The following is an 18,055-nucleotide window of genomic DNA, read 5'->3' on the forward strand; positions in this document are numbered from 1 at the left end:
AAACAACGGGATTTTGCTGACGCAAAACCCGGACCGGATTAAACGGGATTTTGCCTTCGGCAAAACCCGGAAAGAGCGGATAAATCCCATAGGGATTTACCGCGATGACGGATAAACCGCTTAGCGGTTTACCTAGTTGGCGCGGGGTGGAGCAGCCCGGTAGCTCGTCAGGCTCATAACCTGAAGGCCGCAGGTTCAAATCCTGCCCCCGCAACCAAACATCCAAAAAGCCCGCGCGGAGAAATCCGCCGGGCTTTTTTGGCGTTCTAGCGCTACCCGGAGAGAACGGGCGAGGGCACGAAGCACAGCGAATATCAGGCGACGTCGGCGACCTTGGCCCCTTCGCCATCCCCCGCCGAAAGCCAGCCGCGCGTCGCCTCGAGGATCTCGTTCGACAGGGCCGGATCGTCGGTCATCCTGGCCAGGATCAGCGCGCCGATCATGCTCGCCGAATTGCCGATCGCGGCACGGCGCCGCTGCTCTTCGTCCAAGCCCGGCGCTATTTTACCCAGGCGCTCGAACTGACGTTTGAGAAACGCTGTCATTTCCGTGCGTGCTCCCTGGGGTTGCCGGCTCACTTCCGACGCCAGGGCGGCAAGCGGGCAGCCATGTGCGAAATCGTCTCGATGCTCTGCTGAAAGATAGCGCTGTGCGACGGCGGCCAAGTCCGTCGACTTTGGCTCGGTTTCTCCCCGGAGTCCGGCCAGGGTCTGGGCAATCAGATCATCCTTGGATTTGAAATAGCCGTAGAAACCACCGTGCGTGAGGCCGGCCGATTTCATCACATCCGTCACTGTGACGGACTCGAAACCACGCTCCCGGAAAAGCCGACCAGCCGCCTCCAGAATGGTTCGCTTGTTGTCTTCGACCTGTTGTCGGCTCACGCGCATCATCGTCTCCTAAATTTCGATTGACATTATACATGATGCTCGTCATATATCCAAATACATGATGAGCATCATGAATAAATCAAAGGAGCACACCCGATGAGCAAGAAGCCTGCAGTCCTCGTAACCGGTGCTTCCACCGGTATCGGCGCCGTCTATGCGGAGCGATTTGCGCGCCGCGGTCACGATCTCATTCTGGTCGCACGCAATGCGGTGCGCATGGCAGAGCTTGCCGAGCGGCTGCGGAGCGAAACCGGCGTCAATGTCGACGTTGTGCCCGCCGACCTGACGGACGAGCAGGATTTGGCCAAGGTCGAGCAGCGCCTGCGCGAGGATGAGCGCATTGGTGTTCTGGTCAACAATGCCGGCACATCGATCCCGCGCGGCTTCCTTCAGCAAAAGGGCGAGGACATTTCGAAGCTCATCTCGCTCAATATTACTGCCGTCACCAGGCTGGCCCATGCCGTAGCGCCGCGTTTTGCCGAGAGGGGTGAGGGGGCGATCGTCAACATCGCTTCCGTCGTCGGCCTTGCGCCGGAGATGGGCGCCACAGTCTATGGCGCGACGAAGGCCTTCGTGCTGTTCCTTTCCCAGGGGCTGAACGTCGAGCTGGCGCCCAAGGGCGTCTATGTGCAGGCGGTGCTGCCGGCTGCGACGCGCACCGAGATCTGGGATCATGCGGGCGTCGATGTGGAAACGCTTGCGGGCGTGATGGAGGTCGGCGATCTCGTCGATGCGGCCGTGGTCGGCTTCGATCGCCGCGAGTTGGTGACGATCCCGCCGCTGCCGGACGCCGGCCAGTGGCATACGTTCGACGCCGCGCGCCAGGCGATGCTGCCGAATTTCGCACAATCCGAGCCGGCTGAGCGTTATCGGTCGGCTGCCTGATCAAACCGCTGGCCGTGGGAGCGGACGACCGTGTCGGCTCCCACGACAATAGGACAGCAAAGCGCTGGCGGGCGACCCGGCGCATTGCTCGTCATCGCTACCCGCTTCGCACGATCGTCGATAATGCTCGGGCGTTTGCCAAGCGCCCCCGGGCTGGTAGAGATTGAGGATCAAAGATTCGCTACCGCAGCCAGTTGCGCCTGCGGGCGGAAATCCTCCTTCGAAACAATGTTGACGGTGCGAGCGTAATCCGATGAAAAAATTCAACCTGGGAGCAACCGATCTCTCCGTTTCATCCGCCGTTCTCGGCCTGATGCGGATCGCCGATCTCAGTGACGACGCCATTGCCCGGCTCTATGGCAAGGCGCGCGACGTCGGCATCAACGTCTTCGATCACGCCGACATTTATGGCGGCGAACTGCATGCCTGCGAGCGTCGGTTCGGCGATGCGTTGCGGCTGAAGCCTGCCGAGCGTGAACAGATCGTTATCCAGAGCAAGTGCGGAATCCGGCGCGGCTATTTCGATTTCTCCCGCGACCATATCCTCCAGTCCGTCGACCGCTCGCTTGCGGCGCTGAAGACCGACTATCTCGATCTCCTTCTGCTGCATCGCCCGGATGCCCTGGTGGAGCCGGAGGAAGTAGCCGATGCCTTCGACAAGCTGCAGGCGGGCGGCAAGGTCAGGCATTTCGGCGTGTCGAACCACACGCCGCGGCAGATCGATCTCCTGAAGACGGCCGTGCGCCAGCCGCTTGTCGCCAACCAGATCCAGCTCAGCATTGCGCACGCGCCCTCGGTCGCGTTTGGGATTGCCGCGAACATGGCGGGTCTCGAGCAGTCGATCGACCGCGACGGCGAGGTGGTCGTCTATTCGCGGATCAACCGCATGACGCTGCAGGCCTGGTCACCGTTCCAGCAGGGCTTTTTCGGCGGTGTCTTCGTCGGTGACGAAACCAATTTTCCCGAACTCAACCGGGTACTCGATGAACTCTCCGGCAAATATGCGGTGTCGCCGTCGGCCATCGCCTACGCCTGGATCGCCCGGCATCCGGCCAACATCCAGGTGGTCCTTGGAACGACGAGCCCAGAACGGCTGGCAGACATCGCGCCCGGCGCGGATATCACGCTGTCGCGCGAAGACTGGTATCGCCTCTTTACTGCGGCTGGGCACGTGCTGCCCTGACGACAATCTGGGTAGACATACTAAAGGCCCGCTCGGATCCGAGCGGGCCTTTTTTGTTTTTATGACTGGTGCCGATTGATCAGGTGCGCGGCTTCAGGTTCTCGGGGTCGTAGAGCGGCTTGTAGCCGATGCCGACGACTTCGACCGGATAGGTCTCGGCGAAGTACTCGACATTCAGCTTGCGGCCGACCTGGCAATGGGACCAGGGCAGATAGGCAAGCGCGATGTTCTTGCCGATCGTTGGCCCGAAGGCGATCGAGGTGGTGTAGGAGCGGCGTCCGAGTTCGTCGACCAACACCGCGCCGGTTTCCGGGTCCATCACCGGCAGGCTGCCGACCGGGTAGCGCTTCACGCCATTCTTGTCGGTATTCTCCGTCAGAACGAGCGTGCAGAGCATGGCCGGCTGGTGCTCGCGTGCCTTGTATTCGAGGTGCTTGGCCTTGCCGCGAAAGTCAACGTCCTTGACCTTCGGACGGGCAAGGTCGGCCTCAATCAGGTTGTACTGGGTGAGAAGATCGGCGTTCTGCAGGCGCAGGCTCTTTTCCATGCGGCGCGAGTTGGCATAGGTTTCGACGCCGAAGGCCATGACGCCGGTGGCGCGCAGCGCGTCCCAGACGGCAAGGCCGTCCTCGTACTTCATATGCAGTTCCCAGCCCTGCTCGCCGACATAGGAGATGCGGAAGGCGGTGACCTTTTTGCCGGCGATCTCGATCGGCTTGATGGCGGCGAAGGCGAAGTTCTCGAGATCGAGGCCGGCCGGATCGGCAACCACCTTCTTCAGCGTCTCGCGGGCATTCGGCCCCCAGATGCCGACGGTGATGAATTTCTCCGAGACGTCGGTGATGGTGACGTCAAGGCCGCGGTCTTCGGCGACACGGCGCATGTACTGGAAGTCGCGCGGCCCGGCATCGGCGCCGTTCACGAGACGGCAGCGGTCGGCCATGCGGAAGACGGTGAAGTCGGCCCGCACCATTCCCTCGTCATCGAGGAAGTGGGTGTAGATACCCTTGCCGATGTTGCCGTCGCCGCCGACCTTGGCGGCGCAAAGCCATTCGAGAAGCTCGACATGGTCAGGGCCTTCGATGTCAACCATATGGAAATGCGAGAGATTGACGATGCCGCAATCCTCGCTCATCGCCAGATGTTCGGCGTTGGACACGCGCCAGAAATGGCGGCTGTCCCACTCGTTCTCGCGCACCGGAACGCGGTCGCCGTATTTTTCGAGAAGATGTTCGTTGGCGGCGTAGCCGTGCGCGCGCTCCCAGCCGCCGAGCTCCATGAAGTAGCCGCCGAGCTCCTTCTCGCGCTCGTAGAAGGGCGAGCGCTTGACGTTGCGGCCGCTCGCATAGGGTTCGCGCGTGTGCACGGCCGGATAGTAGATCTTCTGCGCCGCCTCGAAGCAGCGGCCCTCGATGAACGTCTCCTCGAGTTGGTGCGGGTAGAAGCGGGAATAGTCGATCGAGGCATGGTCGATCTCGGTGCGGCCGTCGGTCATCCAGTCGGCGATCAGCTTGCCGTAGCCGGGGCCGTCCTTCACCCAGATGGCGACGCAGTACCAGAGGCCGCGCACCTTCTGGCTCTCGCCGCAGGAGGGGCCGCCGGCGGCCGATACCTGAAGCAGACCGTTGAACGAGTGGCTCTCGTTATAGCCAAGCTCGCCGAGGATCGGCGTCAGCTCCATGGCGCGCTCGAGCGGCTCGATGATCTGCTCCATCTCGAGGTCGCGCTGCGAGGGCGACAGGCGCGCCTCGTGCTTTTCGAGAATGTGCCGGGGATGGCAGAGGCGCGGATTGGTGGTCTCGTAATAACCCCACTCGATCTGGCCGCCTTCGGTGGTCTTCGGGTCGCCGGTGTCGCGCATATAGGCGGAGTTGCCCTGGTCGCGCAAAAGCGGGAAGCCGATTTCCTTGCCGGTGCCTTCGAACTCGTTATACGGGCCGAAGAAGGTGAGCGGATGGTCGACCGGCATGACCGGTAGATCCTCGCCGACCATTTCGGCGATCAAGCGGCCCCAGATGCCGGCGCAGACGATGACGTGGTCGGCAATGATCGTGCCGCGATGGGTGACGACACCCTTGATGCGGCCGTTCTCGACAATCAGCGACTTCGCCGGCGTGTTGCCGAAGACCTGCAGTTTGCCGGACTTTTCCGCCGCATCGACGAGCTTGCCGGCAACCGTCTGCGAGCGCGGGATGACGAGGCCGGCATCCGGGTCGAACATGCCGCCCATGACCTGATCCTCTTCGATCAGCGGGAACATCTTCTTGATTTCAGCCGGCGAGACATAGTGTGCGCGGGTGCCGAAGGCCTTGGCAGAGGAAAGCTTGCGCTTGATCTCCTCCATCCAGACATCGTCGCCGGTGCGCGCGACTTCCAGGCCGCCGATGCGGGCGTAGTGGCCCATCTTCTCGAAGAAATCGATCGAATACTGCGTCGTCCAGACCGACAGATAGTCATGGCTGGTCGTGTAGCAGAAGTCCGAAGCGTGGGCGGTCGAGCCGATATCGGTCGGCACACCTGACTTGTCGATGCCGACGATATCGTCCCAGCCGCGCTCGATCAGGTGGTGCGCGATCGAGGCACCCACGATGCCACCCAGCCCGATGATTACGACTTTCGCCTTTTGCGGAAACTCTGCCATTGATTGCGACCCTAGTTGGATTGGATGCCGGATTTTAGGGCGTGAGACGCGCCGACTAGAGCCTGTCTACGACATAATCATCAAACTGCACGACCAGAGCCGAGCAATCTGTGGATCGTAGAACGAGAGCTAGCGGGACGGTCATGCCACTGATTTCGTGAGAAAAAGCGTCGAAGAGCATCGAAGCGATTTCTCTTAGCATACAGAAGACGCGGGCGCATTCGAATGCGTCATCGCATGGGGCACGAATGTCGGTTTTGCGGCGACGCCACGATGCAGGCGATCTGCGACATCGTGCGGGCGGCTTGCTGCTTCACGATCACGGTGCCGCGCCGAAGAAGGCAAGGCGGGTGAAGAGCACGTAGTGCGATTCCGAGACCATCAGAGCGACGAAGACCAGCACCAGCAGCGGTGGCAGCAGGATCGCGTAGATCAGCGCCAGCCGCTCCCAGGCCATGTGCATGAAGATCGCGACGATGAGGCCGGCCTTCAGCACCATGAAGAGCAGGATCAGCGACCACCTGAGATAGCCCTGCAGCCCGACATAGTCGACGAGATAGGAGAAGGTGCTGAGCACGAACAGCAGCACCCAGACGACCAGGTAGAGGCCGATCGGATGCTGCTGGTGTTGTTCATGCGCCGGTGCCCGCGACCCTGCCTGCGGTATCGTGTCGGTGTGTGCCGTCGTTTCGGTCATGGCCATGCCTCACCACAGATAGAAGAATGCGAAGATGAAGACCCAGACGAGGTCGACGAAGTGCCAATAGAGGCCGGTGATCTCGACGATCTCGTATTGCCCCTTGCGGCTCGTGAAGAAGCCGCGCCTGCCGGTGTCGAAGTCGCCGCGCCAGACCTTGCGGGCGATGATCAGCAGGAAGATGACGCCAATCGTGACGTGTGTGCCGTGGAAGCCGGTAATCATGAAGAAGGTCGAGCCGAATTGGGCAGCGCCCCAAGGGTTGCCCCAGGGGCGTACGCCTTCGGTGATCAGCTTGGTCCACTCGAAGGCCTGCATGCCAACGAAGGTGGCGCCGAAGAGCGCCGTCACCACCATGAGCAAAGCGGTTTTCCTTCGATCCTGGCGGTAGCCGAAATTGACGGCCATGGCCATTGTGCCGCTCGAGGTGATCAGCACGAAGGTCATGATGGCGATCAGGATCAGCGGCACGTCGGAACCGCCGATGTGCAGCGCGAAGACCTCGCTCGGATTGGGCCACGGAACGGCCGTCGACATGCGCGCCGACATGTAGGCGATGAGGAAACAACCGAAGATGAAGGTGTCGCTGAGGAGGAAGATCCACATCATCGCCTTGCCCCAGGAGACGTTCTTGAACGTCCTTTGATCCGAAGCCCAGTCGGCGGCGAAACCGGCAAGTCCCGCCGGGCGGTGGAGCGGTTCTCGGACAGGCGAATGTGTCTCGACAGACATGCCTTGGCTCCTTAGGTCAAGAGTTGCCGGCAGAGCTCGACGAAGTCGTTGGCCCAGCCGGAAAAGAGCGCGAAAAGCACCAGCCAAACGGCCAGCATGAAATGCCAATAGGTGGCGCAGAGCGTGATCGACAGCACGGCCCTCTCGTCCATCGGGCCGGCGCGCGTTCTCACGATCACTCGGGTGAGCGCGAAGAGGCCGCCGAGGATGTGCAGGCCATGCATGCCTGATATCATGTAGAAGAAGCTGTTGGCCGGGTTGTCGGCGATGAGAAAGCCGGCATCGGTCAGTTCGCGCCAGGCGAAGACCTGGCCCGCGAGGAAGGCGAGCCCCGCGGCAAGCGCGGCGATCAGGGCCGTGCGGCTTGCCTCGTCATGATGGCGCTCCGCGGTGACGCGCGCCGCATGCAGAAGCAGGCTGCCGAGCCCGAGGATGGCGGTGTTCAGCCAGAGGACTTTCGGCATTGGCGTCGACCACCAGTCGGTGGATGCCATGCGCATGAAATAGGCGCTGATGAAAAGCGAGAAGAGTGCGGCGACGACGGCGAGAAAGACGCCGAGGCCGATTTTTGCGGGTGGGATCGAAGGACGACCATCTGGACGCGGGTCAAACGCGTGACCGACCTCCAGCCAGGGTTTTGAGAAGAGTCGCTGCCGGCTGAGCCACCAGCCGGCGATCGTGAGAATCACGGCCAGCAGGATCAAGGTGACGTTCATGAGGCACCCTCCGGCGCATGACCTGCGGAGCCCGGCTGGTTCTGCGGAATGAAATCCTCGGCCGCTCCCGGCACGCTGTAGTCATAGGGCCAGCGGTAGACGACCGGCAGTTCCTTCCAGTTGCCGTGGCGTGGCGGCGTCTCCGGTGTCTGCCATTCGAGCGTCGTCGCCCGCCAGGGATTGCCACCGGCCTCACGACCATGGCGAATGCTCCAGATGAGATTGAAGAGGAAGAGGAGCTGAGCGGCGCCGACGACCAGCGCCATGATGGTGATGAACTCGTTGAGCGTATGGGCAGAGGCCGGGACGAAGGCGGTTTCGCCCATTTCATAATAGCGCCGCGGCATGCCGATGAGGCCGAGATAGTGCATCGGGAAGAAAATCAGATAGGCGCCGACGAAGGTCACCCAGAAATGGATCTGGCCCATCACCTCGTTGAGCATGCGGCCGGTGATCTTCGGATACCAGTGATAGATCGCGCCGAAGATGACGAGGATCGGCGCCACGCCCATGACCATATGGAAATGCGCAACGACGAACATCGTGTCGGAGAGCGGCACGTCGACGACGACGTTGCCGAGGAAGAGGCCGGTCAGCCCGCCATTGACGAAGGTGACGATGAAGGCGAGCGCAAACAGCATTGGCAGCGTCAGGTGGATATCGCCGCGCCAGAGCGTCAGCACCCAGTTGTAGACCTTGATCGCCGTCGGCACGGCGATGATCAGCGTGGTCGTCGCGAAGAAGAAACCGAAATAGGGGTTCATACCGCTGACATACATGTGGTGCGCCCAGACGATGAAGGAAAGCGCGCCGATGATGACGATCGCCCAGACCATCATGCGGTAGCCGAAGATGTTCTTGCGGGCATGGGTACTGATGAGATCCGACACGATGCCGAAGGCCGGCAGCGCGACGATATAGACCTCCGGGTGGCCGAAGAACCAGAAGAGGTGCTGGAACAGGATCGGGCTGCCGCCGCCGTGCTGCAGCTGCTCGCCCATCTCGACGATCGCCGGCATGAAGAAGCTGGTGCCGAGCACCCGGTCGAACAGCATCATGACGCAGGCGACGAAGAGGGCGGGGAAGGCAAGCAGCGCCATGACGGTTGCCGTGAAGATGCCCCAGACGGTGAGCGGCATGCGCATCAGCGTCATGCCGCGGGTGCGGCCCTGAAGCACGGTGACGACATAGTTGAGGCCGCCCATGGTGAAGCCGATGATGAAGAGGATGAGCGACGAGAGCATCAATATGATGCCCCAGTCCTTGCCGCCGGGCGTGCCCGAGAGAACCGCCTGGGGCGGGTAGAGCGTCCAGCCGGCGCCGGTCGGGCCCCCGGGGGCGAAGAAGCTGGCGACGAGCACGAGCACCGCGAGCAGGTAAAGCCAGTAGCTCAGCATATTGGCATAGGGGAACACCATATCGCGTGCGCCGAGCATCAGCGGGATCAGGTAGTTGCCGAAGCCACCGAGGAAGAGGGCGGTCAGCAGGTAAATCACCATGATCATGCCGTGCATGGTGATGAACTGATAATAGCGCTCGGCGTCGATGAAGGCAAAGGCGCCGGGAAAGCCGAGCTGCAGCCGCATCAGCCAGGAGAGCACCAGGGCGACCATGCCGATGGCGATCGCGGTCGAGGCATATTGCACGGCGATGATCTTCGCATCCTGGCTGAAGACATAGCGCGTCCACCAGCTATGGGGATGATAGAGCTCGACGTCCTCCACTTCCGCGGGGCCTATCGGTTCGCCCGTGCTATGCCGGATGTCGACCATCTGCGAGAACCTCCCAACACCGGATCATTTCGATCCAACGCTTTGAACCACGCAATTCCGAACGATGAACCGTGGAATTGCTTTCGCTCACGAGCGGGATGCGAGCGGAAAACCGCAAGCACTTTTCCTCATCCCGCTTTGGCCGTCGGGCGCCTGCTACTGCGCCGGGGCGGCACTTCCTGCCTGCGCCGTTTCCTTGGTCCCTGCCTTTGCCTGCAGCTGTGAGAAGGTCTGCTGCTGCGAAAGCCAGGCCTGGTAGTCGGCGGCACTGTCGACGACGACGGTGCCGCGCATCTGTGGGTGGCCGACGCCGCAGAGTTCGGCGCAAAGAACCTCGAAGGTGCCTGTGCGCGTTGGCGTCAGCCAGAAATAGGTGACCATGCCCGGCACCATGTCCATCTTGGCGCGGAACTCCGGCACGTAGAAATCATGCAGTACATCGACCGAGCGCAGGAGCATCTTGACCGGCTTGCCGATTTCCAGATGCAGCTCGCCGCCTTCGATGACGTAATCGTCAAGCGCCGCTGCGTCATTGCGGTTGAGGCCGAGCGAATTTTCCGGGGTGATGTCGCGGGTCTCGGAGGTGCCGAGCTTGCCGTCCGCGCCTGGGAGCCGGAAGCTCCACAACCACTGCTGGCCGACGACCTCGACCTCCGTTGCGCCATCCGGCACGGTCACGAACTGGTGCCAGACGAAGAGGCCGGGGGTCAGCATGGCGGCGACGCCGAGCGTCGTGCCGCCGGCAAGCCACCCTTCGAGCTTCCTGTTTTCCGGTTCATAGGCCGCCCGGTTTCCCGGGCGATGCCGAAAACGCAGGACGCAATAGGCCATGAAAAGCACCACGGCGACGAAGACGACGCCGGTAATCCAGAAGGTGATGATGAGCGTATTGTCTATGTAATTCCAGTTGGACGCGATCGGCGTCCACCACCACGGGCTCAACAGATGGAACAACACCGACCCAACGGCCAACAAAACCAGAATAACTACCACGGCCATTTCTGTCCCTCCTCGCCGCTGGCGGCTGTGGGCATGAATACGCAATCCGTAGAGCCTGCTGCATGTTTCCTTTAATCGTCTCCGATTAAAGGACAAAAACATGCAGGAATTCAAAGTTCTACAGCGACCTTGCGCGTCTGATACGACGCGCGGCGCTGTACCTGCAATTATTGCACGAACGTTGAATAGTCGCAATTCGCCGTCTCCGTGCGGACGGCGCTTGCCTTTAGTCTTTTCAGCCTACTGCGAATACTGCTTGAGGTAGGCAATGAGGTTGGAGATATCCGTGTCGTCCTTCAGCCCGGCAAAGGCCATTTTCGTGCCTTTCACCTTGGTCTTTGGATTGTGCAGATAGTCGCGCAGATGCGCCTCGTCCCAGACGAGCCCACCCTTGCCGGCATCGATCATCGCCGGCGAGTAGCTGAAGTCGGCGTGGGTGCCGGCCGTTCGTCCGAACAGATGGTTGAGTGATGGTCCAACCTTGTTGGTATCGCTGTCGGCAACATGACAGACAGCGCATTTCTTGAAGACGGTGGCTCCGGCTGCGGCATCGCCCTCTTGCGCGAGGGTTGCGAACGGACAGAGCATCGTTGTCGAAAAGGCAAGGGCAACAACAAGAATTCGCATGACACTTCCTCAAAATCGCCGGGCGCAGGCAAGGAAGGCTATCGTCAATCTGTCGTTTTGGCGGTGCTTGCTTCTCTTAAGTTGGCGCCACGGCGGTTGATACTTGCGACAGGACGACCGTACGCCTCGCCTTGTGGAAGTCAACCGGCGCAGCCGGCAGGTCGCCGGTTGCGCCTAAATTTTCACCAGGGACGGTGCGCGCGATTAGACCCGATTGCCGGCGGCGTCGAAGAAATGCAGCCTGTCGACCGGCAGGCGCACGGCAAGCGAACCCGAAGCGGTGAGGAACCGGCGGTCGTTGGTAAAGGCCTTGAAGCCGGCGTGGCCGAAGGAGAGATGCAGGATGATGCCGAACCCGGTCGGCTCGACCAGGTCGACATTGGCGCTCAGCACATCCGGCCCTTCGACGCCGATCTCCACATGTTCCGGGCGAATGCCGAGGGTGGCGCGGGCGCCGTCGGCGAGCGCCGGATGCGGTTGTGCCGGGATGACAACGCCGCCTTCCGTCTCGAATCGCGGGGCGGTGCCGTTCAGGTAGGTGCCCTCGAAGAAGTTCATGCCGGGCGAGCCGATGAAGCCGGCGACGAAGAGGTTTGCGGGACGGTCGTAGAGATCGAGCGGGCTGCCGACCTGCTGGACGAAGCCGCCGTTCATGGCGACGATGCGGTCGGCAAGCGTCATCGCCTCGATCTGGTCGTGGGTCACGTAGATCGAGGTGGCGCCGAGGTCCTTGTGCAGCTTCTTGATTTCGGCCCGCATCTGCTCGCGCAGGCGGGCATCGAGGTTCGACAGCGGCTCGTCGAAGAGAAACGCCTTGGGCTCGCGCACGATGGCCCGGCCCATGGCGACGCGCTGGCGCTGGCCGCCGGAGAGTGCACGCGGCCGCCGTTCGAGCAGCGGGTCGAGGCCGAGCTTGGCGGCGGCCCCTGAAACGATGCTCGCGATCTTCTCCTTGGCCGTCTTCCGGAGCCTGAGGCTATAGCTCATGTTCTTGGCGACGGACATATGCGGATAGAGCGCATAGGACTGGAACACCATGGCGATGTCGCGGTCCTTCGGCGCCAGCTCGTTGACGCGTTTTCCCGCGATGCGGATCTCGCCCGAGGTGACGCTTTCAAGCCCGGCGATCATGCGCAGAAGCGTAGACTTGCCGCAGCCGGATGGGCCGACGAGCACCACGAATTCGCCGTCGCCGATCTTGAGATCGACATCGTGCAGGACCGGGTGGATGCCGTAGGATTTCTGGATGTTGGCGATATCGATGGAAGCCATGAGAGCAATCCTCAGCCTTTGACCGCGCCGGCCGTGAGGCCCTGGACGAGATAACGTTGAATGAGCAGGAAGAAGAGGCAGGCGGGGATGAGCGCGAGCACGCCGGCGGCCATCATCTGCCCGAAGTCGACGGAGAACTTCGACACGAAGGACAGCAATCCAACGGGGAAGGTCGCCTGGTCGTTGCCGGAGATCAGCATCAGCGAGAACAGAAGTTCGCTCCAAGCGGCGGTGAAGACGAAGCCAAGCGTTGCGGCAATGCCGGGCAGCGTCAGCGGCAGGATGATCTGGCGGAAGGCGACGAATTGGGTGGCGCCGTCGATCATCGCCGCCTCTTCCAGGTCCTTCGGAATGCCGTCGAAGAAGGACTGCATCAGGAAGGTGGCAAACGGCACGTTGAAGGCGGTGTAGACGATGACGAGCCCGGTCAGGCTGTTGGTGAGGCCAAGCGGCGACAGGATCTTGAAGATCGGCGCCACCAGCATGACGAGCGGGAACATCTGCGTCAAAAGCATCAGCGCCACCAGCCAGTACTTGCCGCGGAAGTTGAAGCGCGACAGCGCATAGCCCGAGAGCGAGGCGAGGATGGTGACGATAACGGCGGTGGAGCCGGCGACGATCAGGCTGTTCTTGAAGAACACCGGAAAGGCGCTGTGGCGCAGCACGAAATCGAAATGTTCGAGGCTGGCGCGCGACGGCCACATTCGAATGCCTTCCGAGTAGAGCAGGTCGTTGGGCGTGACTGCAACCTTCAGCAGCCAATAGAGCGGGAAGAGCGCGAAGGCGATGTAGGCAAGGATTGCCGATCGGTGCGCGATCATGAGGAAAAGCGGTTTGGCGCGCATCGGTCTCAATCCTTGCTCAACAGCCATTGCCGCAGGATGACGATCAGCATCGAATAGGCGAGCAGCAGTGCCAGAAGCACCAGCGCGATCGCCGAGGCGTAACCGAAATCCAGCCGCTTGAAGGCCTGGGTGAAGATATAGCTGGCGACGATCTGGGTGCGGTCGGCCGGTCCGCCATTTGTCATGACGATGATCAGGTCGGCGAAGTTCGAGATCCAGACGGTGCGCAGGAGGATGGTGATGGCGATGGTCGGCGCCAGGAACGGCAGCGTGATCGAGAGAAATCGCTGCACCGGGCCGGCGCCGTCGATGCTCGCGGCCTCATAGAGGTCGCGCGGGATCGCCTGCAGGGCTGCAAGCAGGGTAATCGCGAAGAAAGGAATGCCCCACCAGACATTGGCGATGATCGGCCCCCACATGGCAAGCTGCGGGTCCGAGAGGATGTTGTTCGGCTCACTCATGATGCCGAGCGCGTAGAACCAGTGCGGCAGGGGACCGACGACCGGATTGAACAGCCAGGCCCAGTTGAGGCCGGCAAGGAAACTCGGCACCGCCCAGGGCAGGAAGACGAGGGCCTGGGCAAGGCCGCGGCCGTAGAAGGGCTTGTCGAGCAGCAATGCCAGGATCAGGCCAAAGACGAACTGAAAGAAGACCGAAGCACCGGTCCACCACAGCGTATTGCGCAGCGCCCGGTAGAAGGCCTGGTCCTCGGCAAGCGCGCGGAAATGATCAAGGCCGATATAGGCACCGGAGAACGGGTTTAAGAGCTGGATGTCGCGGAAGGCGTAGGAAACGCCAAGCACCAGCGGCACCAGCATGACGGTGACGATCAGGATCAGCGCCGGCGCGCTATAGAGATAGGGCGCGGCGCCGTCGGCGATGCGCTTCTTCAGCGGCGTCCTGCTTGCCGGCAGGCCGCTTTGGCGGGCGACATGGTCCATCGATCGAAATTTCCCCTGTGCGGCCGCCGGTTTTTTCGACGTGCCTCGTTTTCGTTCAGTCGGAGCGGGATGCAGGCGGAGACCGCGCCCACGTCATTCCGCTCAAGGTCACGAGGGCCGGCGGCGGCGAACCGCCGCCGGCCGAAGGCTTACTTCTTGCTGGCGAGGAACTTCTGCTGCGCCTTGGTCAGGTAGTCGGCCCACTGGTTGGCGAGCTCTTCCGGCGTGATGTCGCCGAGCAGGGCTTCCTGAGTCGTCTTGATGGCGAGCGAATCCTTGAAGAAGGCGAATTCCTCGAGGTAGGTCGGCATCACCGTCAATACGACGTCCTTGTCGGCAAGCTCGTCGAACCAGCCCTTGAACTGCGCGCTCGCATAGAAGGGATCCTTCTCGGCCGACTTGTGCACCGGCAGCGCGCCCGTGCGCTTGTTCCACTCGATGTTGCCTTCCGGCCCCTCGAGCGTCTCGATCAGCTTCCAGGAGAGATCCTTGTTCTGACTTGCCGACAGCATCGACCAGCCGGCAAAGCCGATGGTGGTAAACGCCTTGCCGCTCGGACCCTTCGGCATGGTGGTGACGCCGAAATCTTCCGACTTCATGCGCTCGGCAATGGCGATCAGCGCATCCGGATCCTGGTCGAGGAAGGCGCAGGTGCCGCTGTAAAAACCGGCGACGATTTCGTTAAAGCCCCAGTTGACGCTGTCCTTCGGCGCCAGCCCCTTCTTGTAGAGGTCGATCACCCAGGTCAGGCCCTTGACCCAGCCTTCGCTGTTCATGGTCGAGGTGCCATCCTCATTGAAGAATTTGTTGCTGCCGGCCATGGTGGCGCCGAACATCACCCAGCCGTTGAGACCACCCGGTCCCCCGCGCAGGCAGTAGCCGGATTTGCCCGGAAGCTTGGATACGGCTTCCGATGCCTTGACGAAATCGTCCATGGTCTTCGGCGGTTCGCTGACGCCGGCTTCCGAGAGCAGCTTCTTGTTGTAGAACATCGCCCGCAGATAGAAGCCGTAGGGCAGCATGTAGGCGGTGTCGTTGACGTCGCGGCCGAGTTCGAGCGCGCGTTCGGTCAGGCCGCCCGTGTGTTCCCACTTGGCGAGGTAGGGCTCCAGGCTTTCGAGCATGCCGTTGTTGGCATAGAGCGACAGCCAGGTGTCGGGCATTTCCATCACGTCAGGCAGTTCGCCGGCCGAAACCATGGTCGCGAACTTTTGGAATGCTTCGCCCCAGGGCAGCGAGATGATCTCGACCGTGGTGCCGGGGTTGGCGGCTTCGAACTTGGCAACGATCGATTTCAGCGTCTCGGTGCGCTCGGGGCTGGTGATGACCTCGACCAGTTTCAGCTTGGTATCGGCGAGTGCGCTTCCGGCCATCAGGCTGGCGAGAAGCGTGGCAGTGATCAGTTTCTTCATTCTTGTTCCCTCTTTTCTTCGTTGGTTTGGTTCAAAGTGGGGAGAGCGGGATGCCGGCGGAAAACCGCCTGCAGCCGCTCCTGTCAGCCAGTCGAAGCGACGGCGAGCGCCGCTTCAAGATCGCTCCAGAGGGCCTCCGTTCCCTCCAAGCCGACATGGAGCCGTACCGACCGCGGCGAGATGCCGAAGGCGGCCGCGGAATTGGGCTGGGCTTTCTGCGACAGCACGACTTCGCCCGGCACGATGAGGCTTTCATGTCCGCCCCAGGAAACGCCGAGCTTGAAGAGTTCGAGATGATCCGCAAAGCGCCTGACATCGACGCCCTCGCGGAAGATGAAGGAGAACAGGCCGGATGTGCCCGAAAGGCCCGGCGGCAGCGTGTTGCCGAGGCCGGGGTGGCAGACGGTCTCGACCAGCGGATGGGCCTGCAGCCGCCGCGCGACTTCAAGCGCCGAGCGCTCATGCGACTTCATGCGGATCGGCAGGGTGCGTAAGCCGCGGATCAGGAGCCAGGCATCGAAGGGCGAGAGCTTGCCGCCGAGATAAGGGTAGGATTCCGAGCGGATGCGGCCGATCAGTTCCTTCGAGCCGGTCACGACGCCGGCGACGACGTCCGAATGGCCGCCGAGATATTTGGACGCCGAATGGATGACGAGATCGACGCCGAGCGAAATCGGCTGCTGGAAGATCGGGCTTGCCCAGCTGTTGTCGATGGCGGTGATGATGCCCTGGTCCTTGGCAAGGCGGGCGAGGGAGGCGACGTCGTGGGTGTCCATCACCCAGCTTGTCGGGCTTTCCATGTAGAAGAGCTTGGCGCCGGGAAGGGCCTTGGCGACTGCTTCCTCGTCGCGACCGTCGACATAGGTCACCTCGATCTTCATGCGCTTCAGATGCGTGCCAAACAGGCGGAAGGCGTCGGGATAGACATGATTGACGGCGACGATGCGGTCGCCCGGCTCGACGAAGGACAGCACGGTCGAGGAGATCGCCGACATGCCGCTGGCAAAACCGATCGCGTCTTCGCCGCCTTCGAGCTTCGCCAGCATCTCCTCGAACATGCGCACGGTCGGGTTGAGACCGCGGGTATAGATCGGTCGCACACGCTCGCCCCGGTAGGACGCGACCATGTCGTCATAATCCTTGAAGGTGAAAAGCGAGGTCTGAACGATCGGCGGCACGACGGCATCGAAGGCGTGGCCTTCGTCATGCGCGACGGTCAGCGAGGCGTGGTCGAACGGATCGAGGCCGTTGGTCATTTGGACATTTCCTTGATGTCTTCCTCGACGATCGCGAGGATTTTCAGCGTTTCTTCGCGCGCGGTGTCAGGATCCTGGGCTGCGATCGCGTTGAACAGGGTACGGTGGAACGGGAAGGAGCGGCGGGCGAAGTCCGACCGATTGAACGGCTCCTCCCAGAAGCGCTCGAAGGCTTCGCGCATCTGTTCGAGGAGCTGGCGGAAGAGCGGATTGTGGGTGGCATCGTAGATCGCCAGATGGAAGGCAAGGTCTTCCGGACCTGACGTGCCCTTGGCGATATGCACCCGCTCCATCTCGTTGAGCTTCACTTCGATGATATCAAGGTCTTCGTCGGTGCGCCGGCGGGCCGCGACCATATTGGCCTCAACCTCGATGCCGCGGCGGACCTCGAGCGTCATCAAAAGCACGTCGCGCAGATGCGCAGCGTCGAGGGTGAGCGGCATATGGACGGTGGCGCCCGTGATCATGCGCAAGAGATAGGTGCCGCTGCCCTTGCGCGCCTCGACGACGCCGAGCGCCTGAAAGTGGCGGATGACTTCGCGAATAGTCGACCGACCGACGGCAAGCGCCGTCATCAGTTCGCGTTCAGCTGGCAGGCGTTCGCCGGGTCTAAGCCCCGATTGTTCGATGTAGTCAGCCAACGCGGCAATGACCTGCTGGGCCCGGTCGGCGGGCGGCAATGGCAGAAGCGCGGCTCTGGCTTGTTCAGTCATTCAGCCTCCCCCTCGGCGCCAAATTGGTCTGACATCTCACCACTATGGATAAGGCGCGAGAGGTCGTCAAGCAGGAACTGATGGAACGCGCAGGTGGTTGACCTCGCACGCTTCCGGCGTAGACAGGAGGCAAGGAGCTTGAAGATGTTGAAATCGGGATACCTGTTTGCCACCGCCATGGTGGGCGCGGTCTTTGCCGTGACGAGCGTCGCGGGCGATGCGGAAGCGCAGATGCGCACCAGAAAGGGCGAGTATTACGAAGGCGTCCAGCGCAAGCCCTATGGCTATTACTGGATCTGGCCGCCGGTCGAACAGCGGCAGCCAGCCTACAGGCAACGTCCCGGCCAGGATGGTCCAGCCGGCAACACGACGACGAAACCCCGCAAGCGGCCGACCCAATAGGCATTGCTGTGCTGCCAAGCGAACCGGACAAAGAGAAGCGGCGCCAGAAGGCGCCGCAACTTTGATCAGATC

General features: G+C 61.9%; 17 protein-coding genes and 1 tRNA gene. 4 read left to right on the forward strand and 14 right to left on the reverse strand.

Annotation, left to right across the window (positions count from 1 at the left end):
- Window positions 1-140: 140 nt before the first annotated feature.
- Window positions 141-217: transfer RNA gene (locus BLU35_RS28955), tRNA-Met, on the forward strand.
- Window positions 218-314: 97 nt separating this feature from the next.
- On the opposite strand, the gene BLU35_RS28960 is transcribed toward BLU35_RS28955, so the two are convergent.
- Window positions 315-890 carry a TetR/AcrR family transcriptional regulator gene (locus tag BLU35_RS28960; RefSeq protein ID WP_093235614.1) on the reverse strand — a complete coding sequence of 192 codons (576 nt, stop codon included), beginning with the start codon at window positions 888-890 and terminating at the stop codon, window positions 315-317.
- 96 nt (window positions 891-986) lie between these two features.
- Between BLU35_RS28960 and BLU35_RS28965 the strand changes: the two genes are divergently transcribed.
- Window positions 987-1,775, forward strand: a complete 789-nt coding sequence (locus BLU35_RS28965; RefSeq protein ID WP_093235616.1) for an SDR family NAD(P)-dependent oxidoreductase — start codon at window positions 987-989, stop codon at window positions 1,773-1,775.
- Window positions 1,776-2,028: 253 nt separating this feature from the next.
- Window positions 2,029-2,958: an aldo/keto reductase gene (locus BLU35_RS28970; RefSeq protein WP_093235617.1), complete on the forward strand. Its 930-nt coding sequence runs from the start codon at window positions 2,029-2,031 to the stop codon at window positions 2,956-2,958.
- 79 nt (window positions 2,959-3,037) lie between these two features.
- Here BLU35_RS28970 and BLU35_RS28975 read toward each other — a convergent pair whose 3' ends face one another.
- The 13 genes from BLU35_RS28975 to BLU35_RS29035 all read right to left on the reverse strand — a co-directional run bounded on the left by BLU35_RS28975 (window position 3,038) and on the right by BLU35_RS29035 (window position 17,581).
- Window positions 3,038-5,599, reverse strand: a complete 2,562-nt coding sequence (locus tag BLU35_RS28975) for a GcvT family protein (protein ID WP_093235619.1) — start codon at window positions 5,597-5,599, stop codon at window positions 3,038-3,040.
- Window positions 5,600-5,918: 319 nt separating this feature from the next.
- A complete protein-coding gene (locus BLU35_RS28980) occupies window positions 5,919-6,296 on the reverse strand; it encodes a cytochrome C oxidase subunit IV family protein (RefSeq protein ID WP_057248974.1) in 378 nt (125 codons plus the stop codon).
- 9 nt (window positions 6,297-6,305) lie between these two features.
- A complete protein-coding gene (locus BLU35_RS28985; protein WP_057248975.1) occupies window positions 6,306-7,028 on the reverse strand; it encodes a heme-copper oxidase subunit III family protein in 723 nt (240 codons plus the stop codon).
- Window positions 7,029-7,039: 11 nt separating this feature from the next.
- On the reverse strand, window positions 7,040-7,744 hold the full coding sequence (locus tag BLU35_RS28990; RefSeq protein WP_093235621.1) for a cytochrome c oxidase subunit 3: 705 nt from the start codon (window positions 7,742-7,744) through the stop codon (window positions 7,040-7,042).
- Window positions 7,741-9,516 carry a cytochrome c oxidase subunit I gene (gene ctaD, locus BLU35_RS28995; protein WP_093235622.1) on the reverse strand — a complete coding sequence of 592 codons (1,776 nt, stop codon included), beginning with the start codon at window positions 9,514-9,516 and terminating at the stop codon, window positions 7,741-7,743. The genes BLU35_RS28990 and ctaD overlap by 4 nt, the downstream gene beginning before the upstream one ends.
- A gap of 156 nt (window positions 9,517-9,672) precedes the next feature.
- Window positions 9,673-10,515, reverse strand: a complete 843-nt coding sequence (locus BLU35_RS29000) for a cytochrome c oxidase subunit II (protein WP_093235624.1) — start codon at window positions 10,513-10,515, stop codon at window positions 9,673-9,675.
- Between the two features lie 240 nt (window positions 10,516-10,755).
- The gene (locus BLU35_RS29005) at window positions 10,756-11,142 is read right to left on the reverse strand and encodes a c-type cytochrome (protein ID WP_058320726.1); all 387 of its coding nucleotides are present in this window, start codon (window positions 11,140-11,142) and stop codon (window positions 10,756-10,758) included.
- Between the two features lie 204 nt (window positions 11,143-11,346).
- Complete coding sequence (locus BLU35_RS29010) at window positions 11,347-12,414, reverse strand: ABC transporter ATP-binding protein (RefSeq protein WP_093235625.1); 1,068 nt, start codon at window positions 12,412-12,414, stop codon at window positions 11,347-11,349.
- A gap of 11 nt (window positions 12,415-12,425) precedes the next feature.
- Window positions 12,426-13,259, reverse strand: coding sequence for a carbohydrate ABC transporter permease (locus tag BLU35_RS29015; protein WP_058320728.1), 834 nt, complete (start codon window positions 13,257-13,259; stop codon window positions 12,426-12,428).
- 5 nt (window positions 13,260-13,264) lie between these two features.
- Window positions 13,265-14,200: a carbohydrate ABC transporter permease gene (locus BLU35_RS29020; RefSeq protein ID WP_058326489.1), complete on the reverse strand. Its 936-nt coding sequence runs from the start codon at window positions 14,198-14,200 to the stop codon at window positions 13,265-13,267.
- A 149-nt stretch (window positions 14,201-14,349) separates the two neighbouring features.
- Window positions 14,350-15,612: an ABC transporter substrate-binding protein gene (locus BLU35_RS29025; RefSeq protein WP_057248983.1), complete on the reverse strand. Its 1,263-nt coding sequence runs from the start codon at window positions 15,610-15,612 to the stop codon at window positions 14,350-14,352.
- Between the two features lie 83 nt (window positions 15,613-15,695).
- Window positions 15,696-16,868, reverse strand: coding sequence for a PLP-dependent transferase (locus tag BLU35_RS29030; RefSeq protein WP_057248984.1), 1,173 nt, complete (start codon window positions 16,866-16,868; stop codon window positions 15,696-15,698).
- Window positions 16,865-17,581, reverse strand: a complete 717-nt coding sequence (locus BLU35_RS29035; protein WP_093235627.1) for a FadR/GntR family transcriptional regulator — start codon at window positions 17,579-17,581, stop codon at window positions 16,865-16,867. The genes BLU35_RS29030 and BLU35_RS29035 overlap by 4 nt, the downstream gene beginning before the upstream one ends.
- Window positions 17,582-17,725: 144 nt before the next feature.
- Here BLU35_RS29035 and BLU35_RS29045 point away from each other — a divergent pair, with 144 nt between their 5' ends.
- Window positions 17,726-17,983 carry a hypothetical protein gene (locus tag BLU35_RS29045; protein ID WP_143033016.1) on the forward strand — a complete coding sequence of 86 codons (258 nt, stop codon included), beginning with the start codon at window positions 17,726-17,728 and terminating at the stop codon, window positions 17,981-17,983.
- Window positions 17,984-18,055: the final 72 nt, after the last annotated feature.

It is taken from the genome of Sinorhizobium sp. NFACC03 (genome assembly GCF_900103435.1).
Taxonomy (GTDB): Bacteria; Pseudomonadota; Alphaproteobacteria; order Rhizobiales; family Rhizobiaceae; genus Ensifer.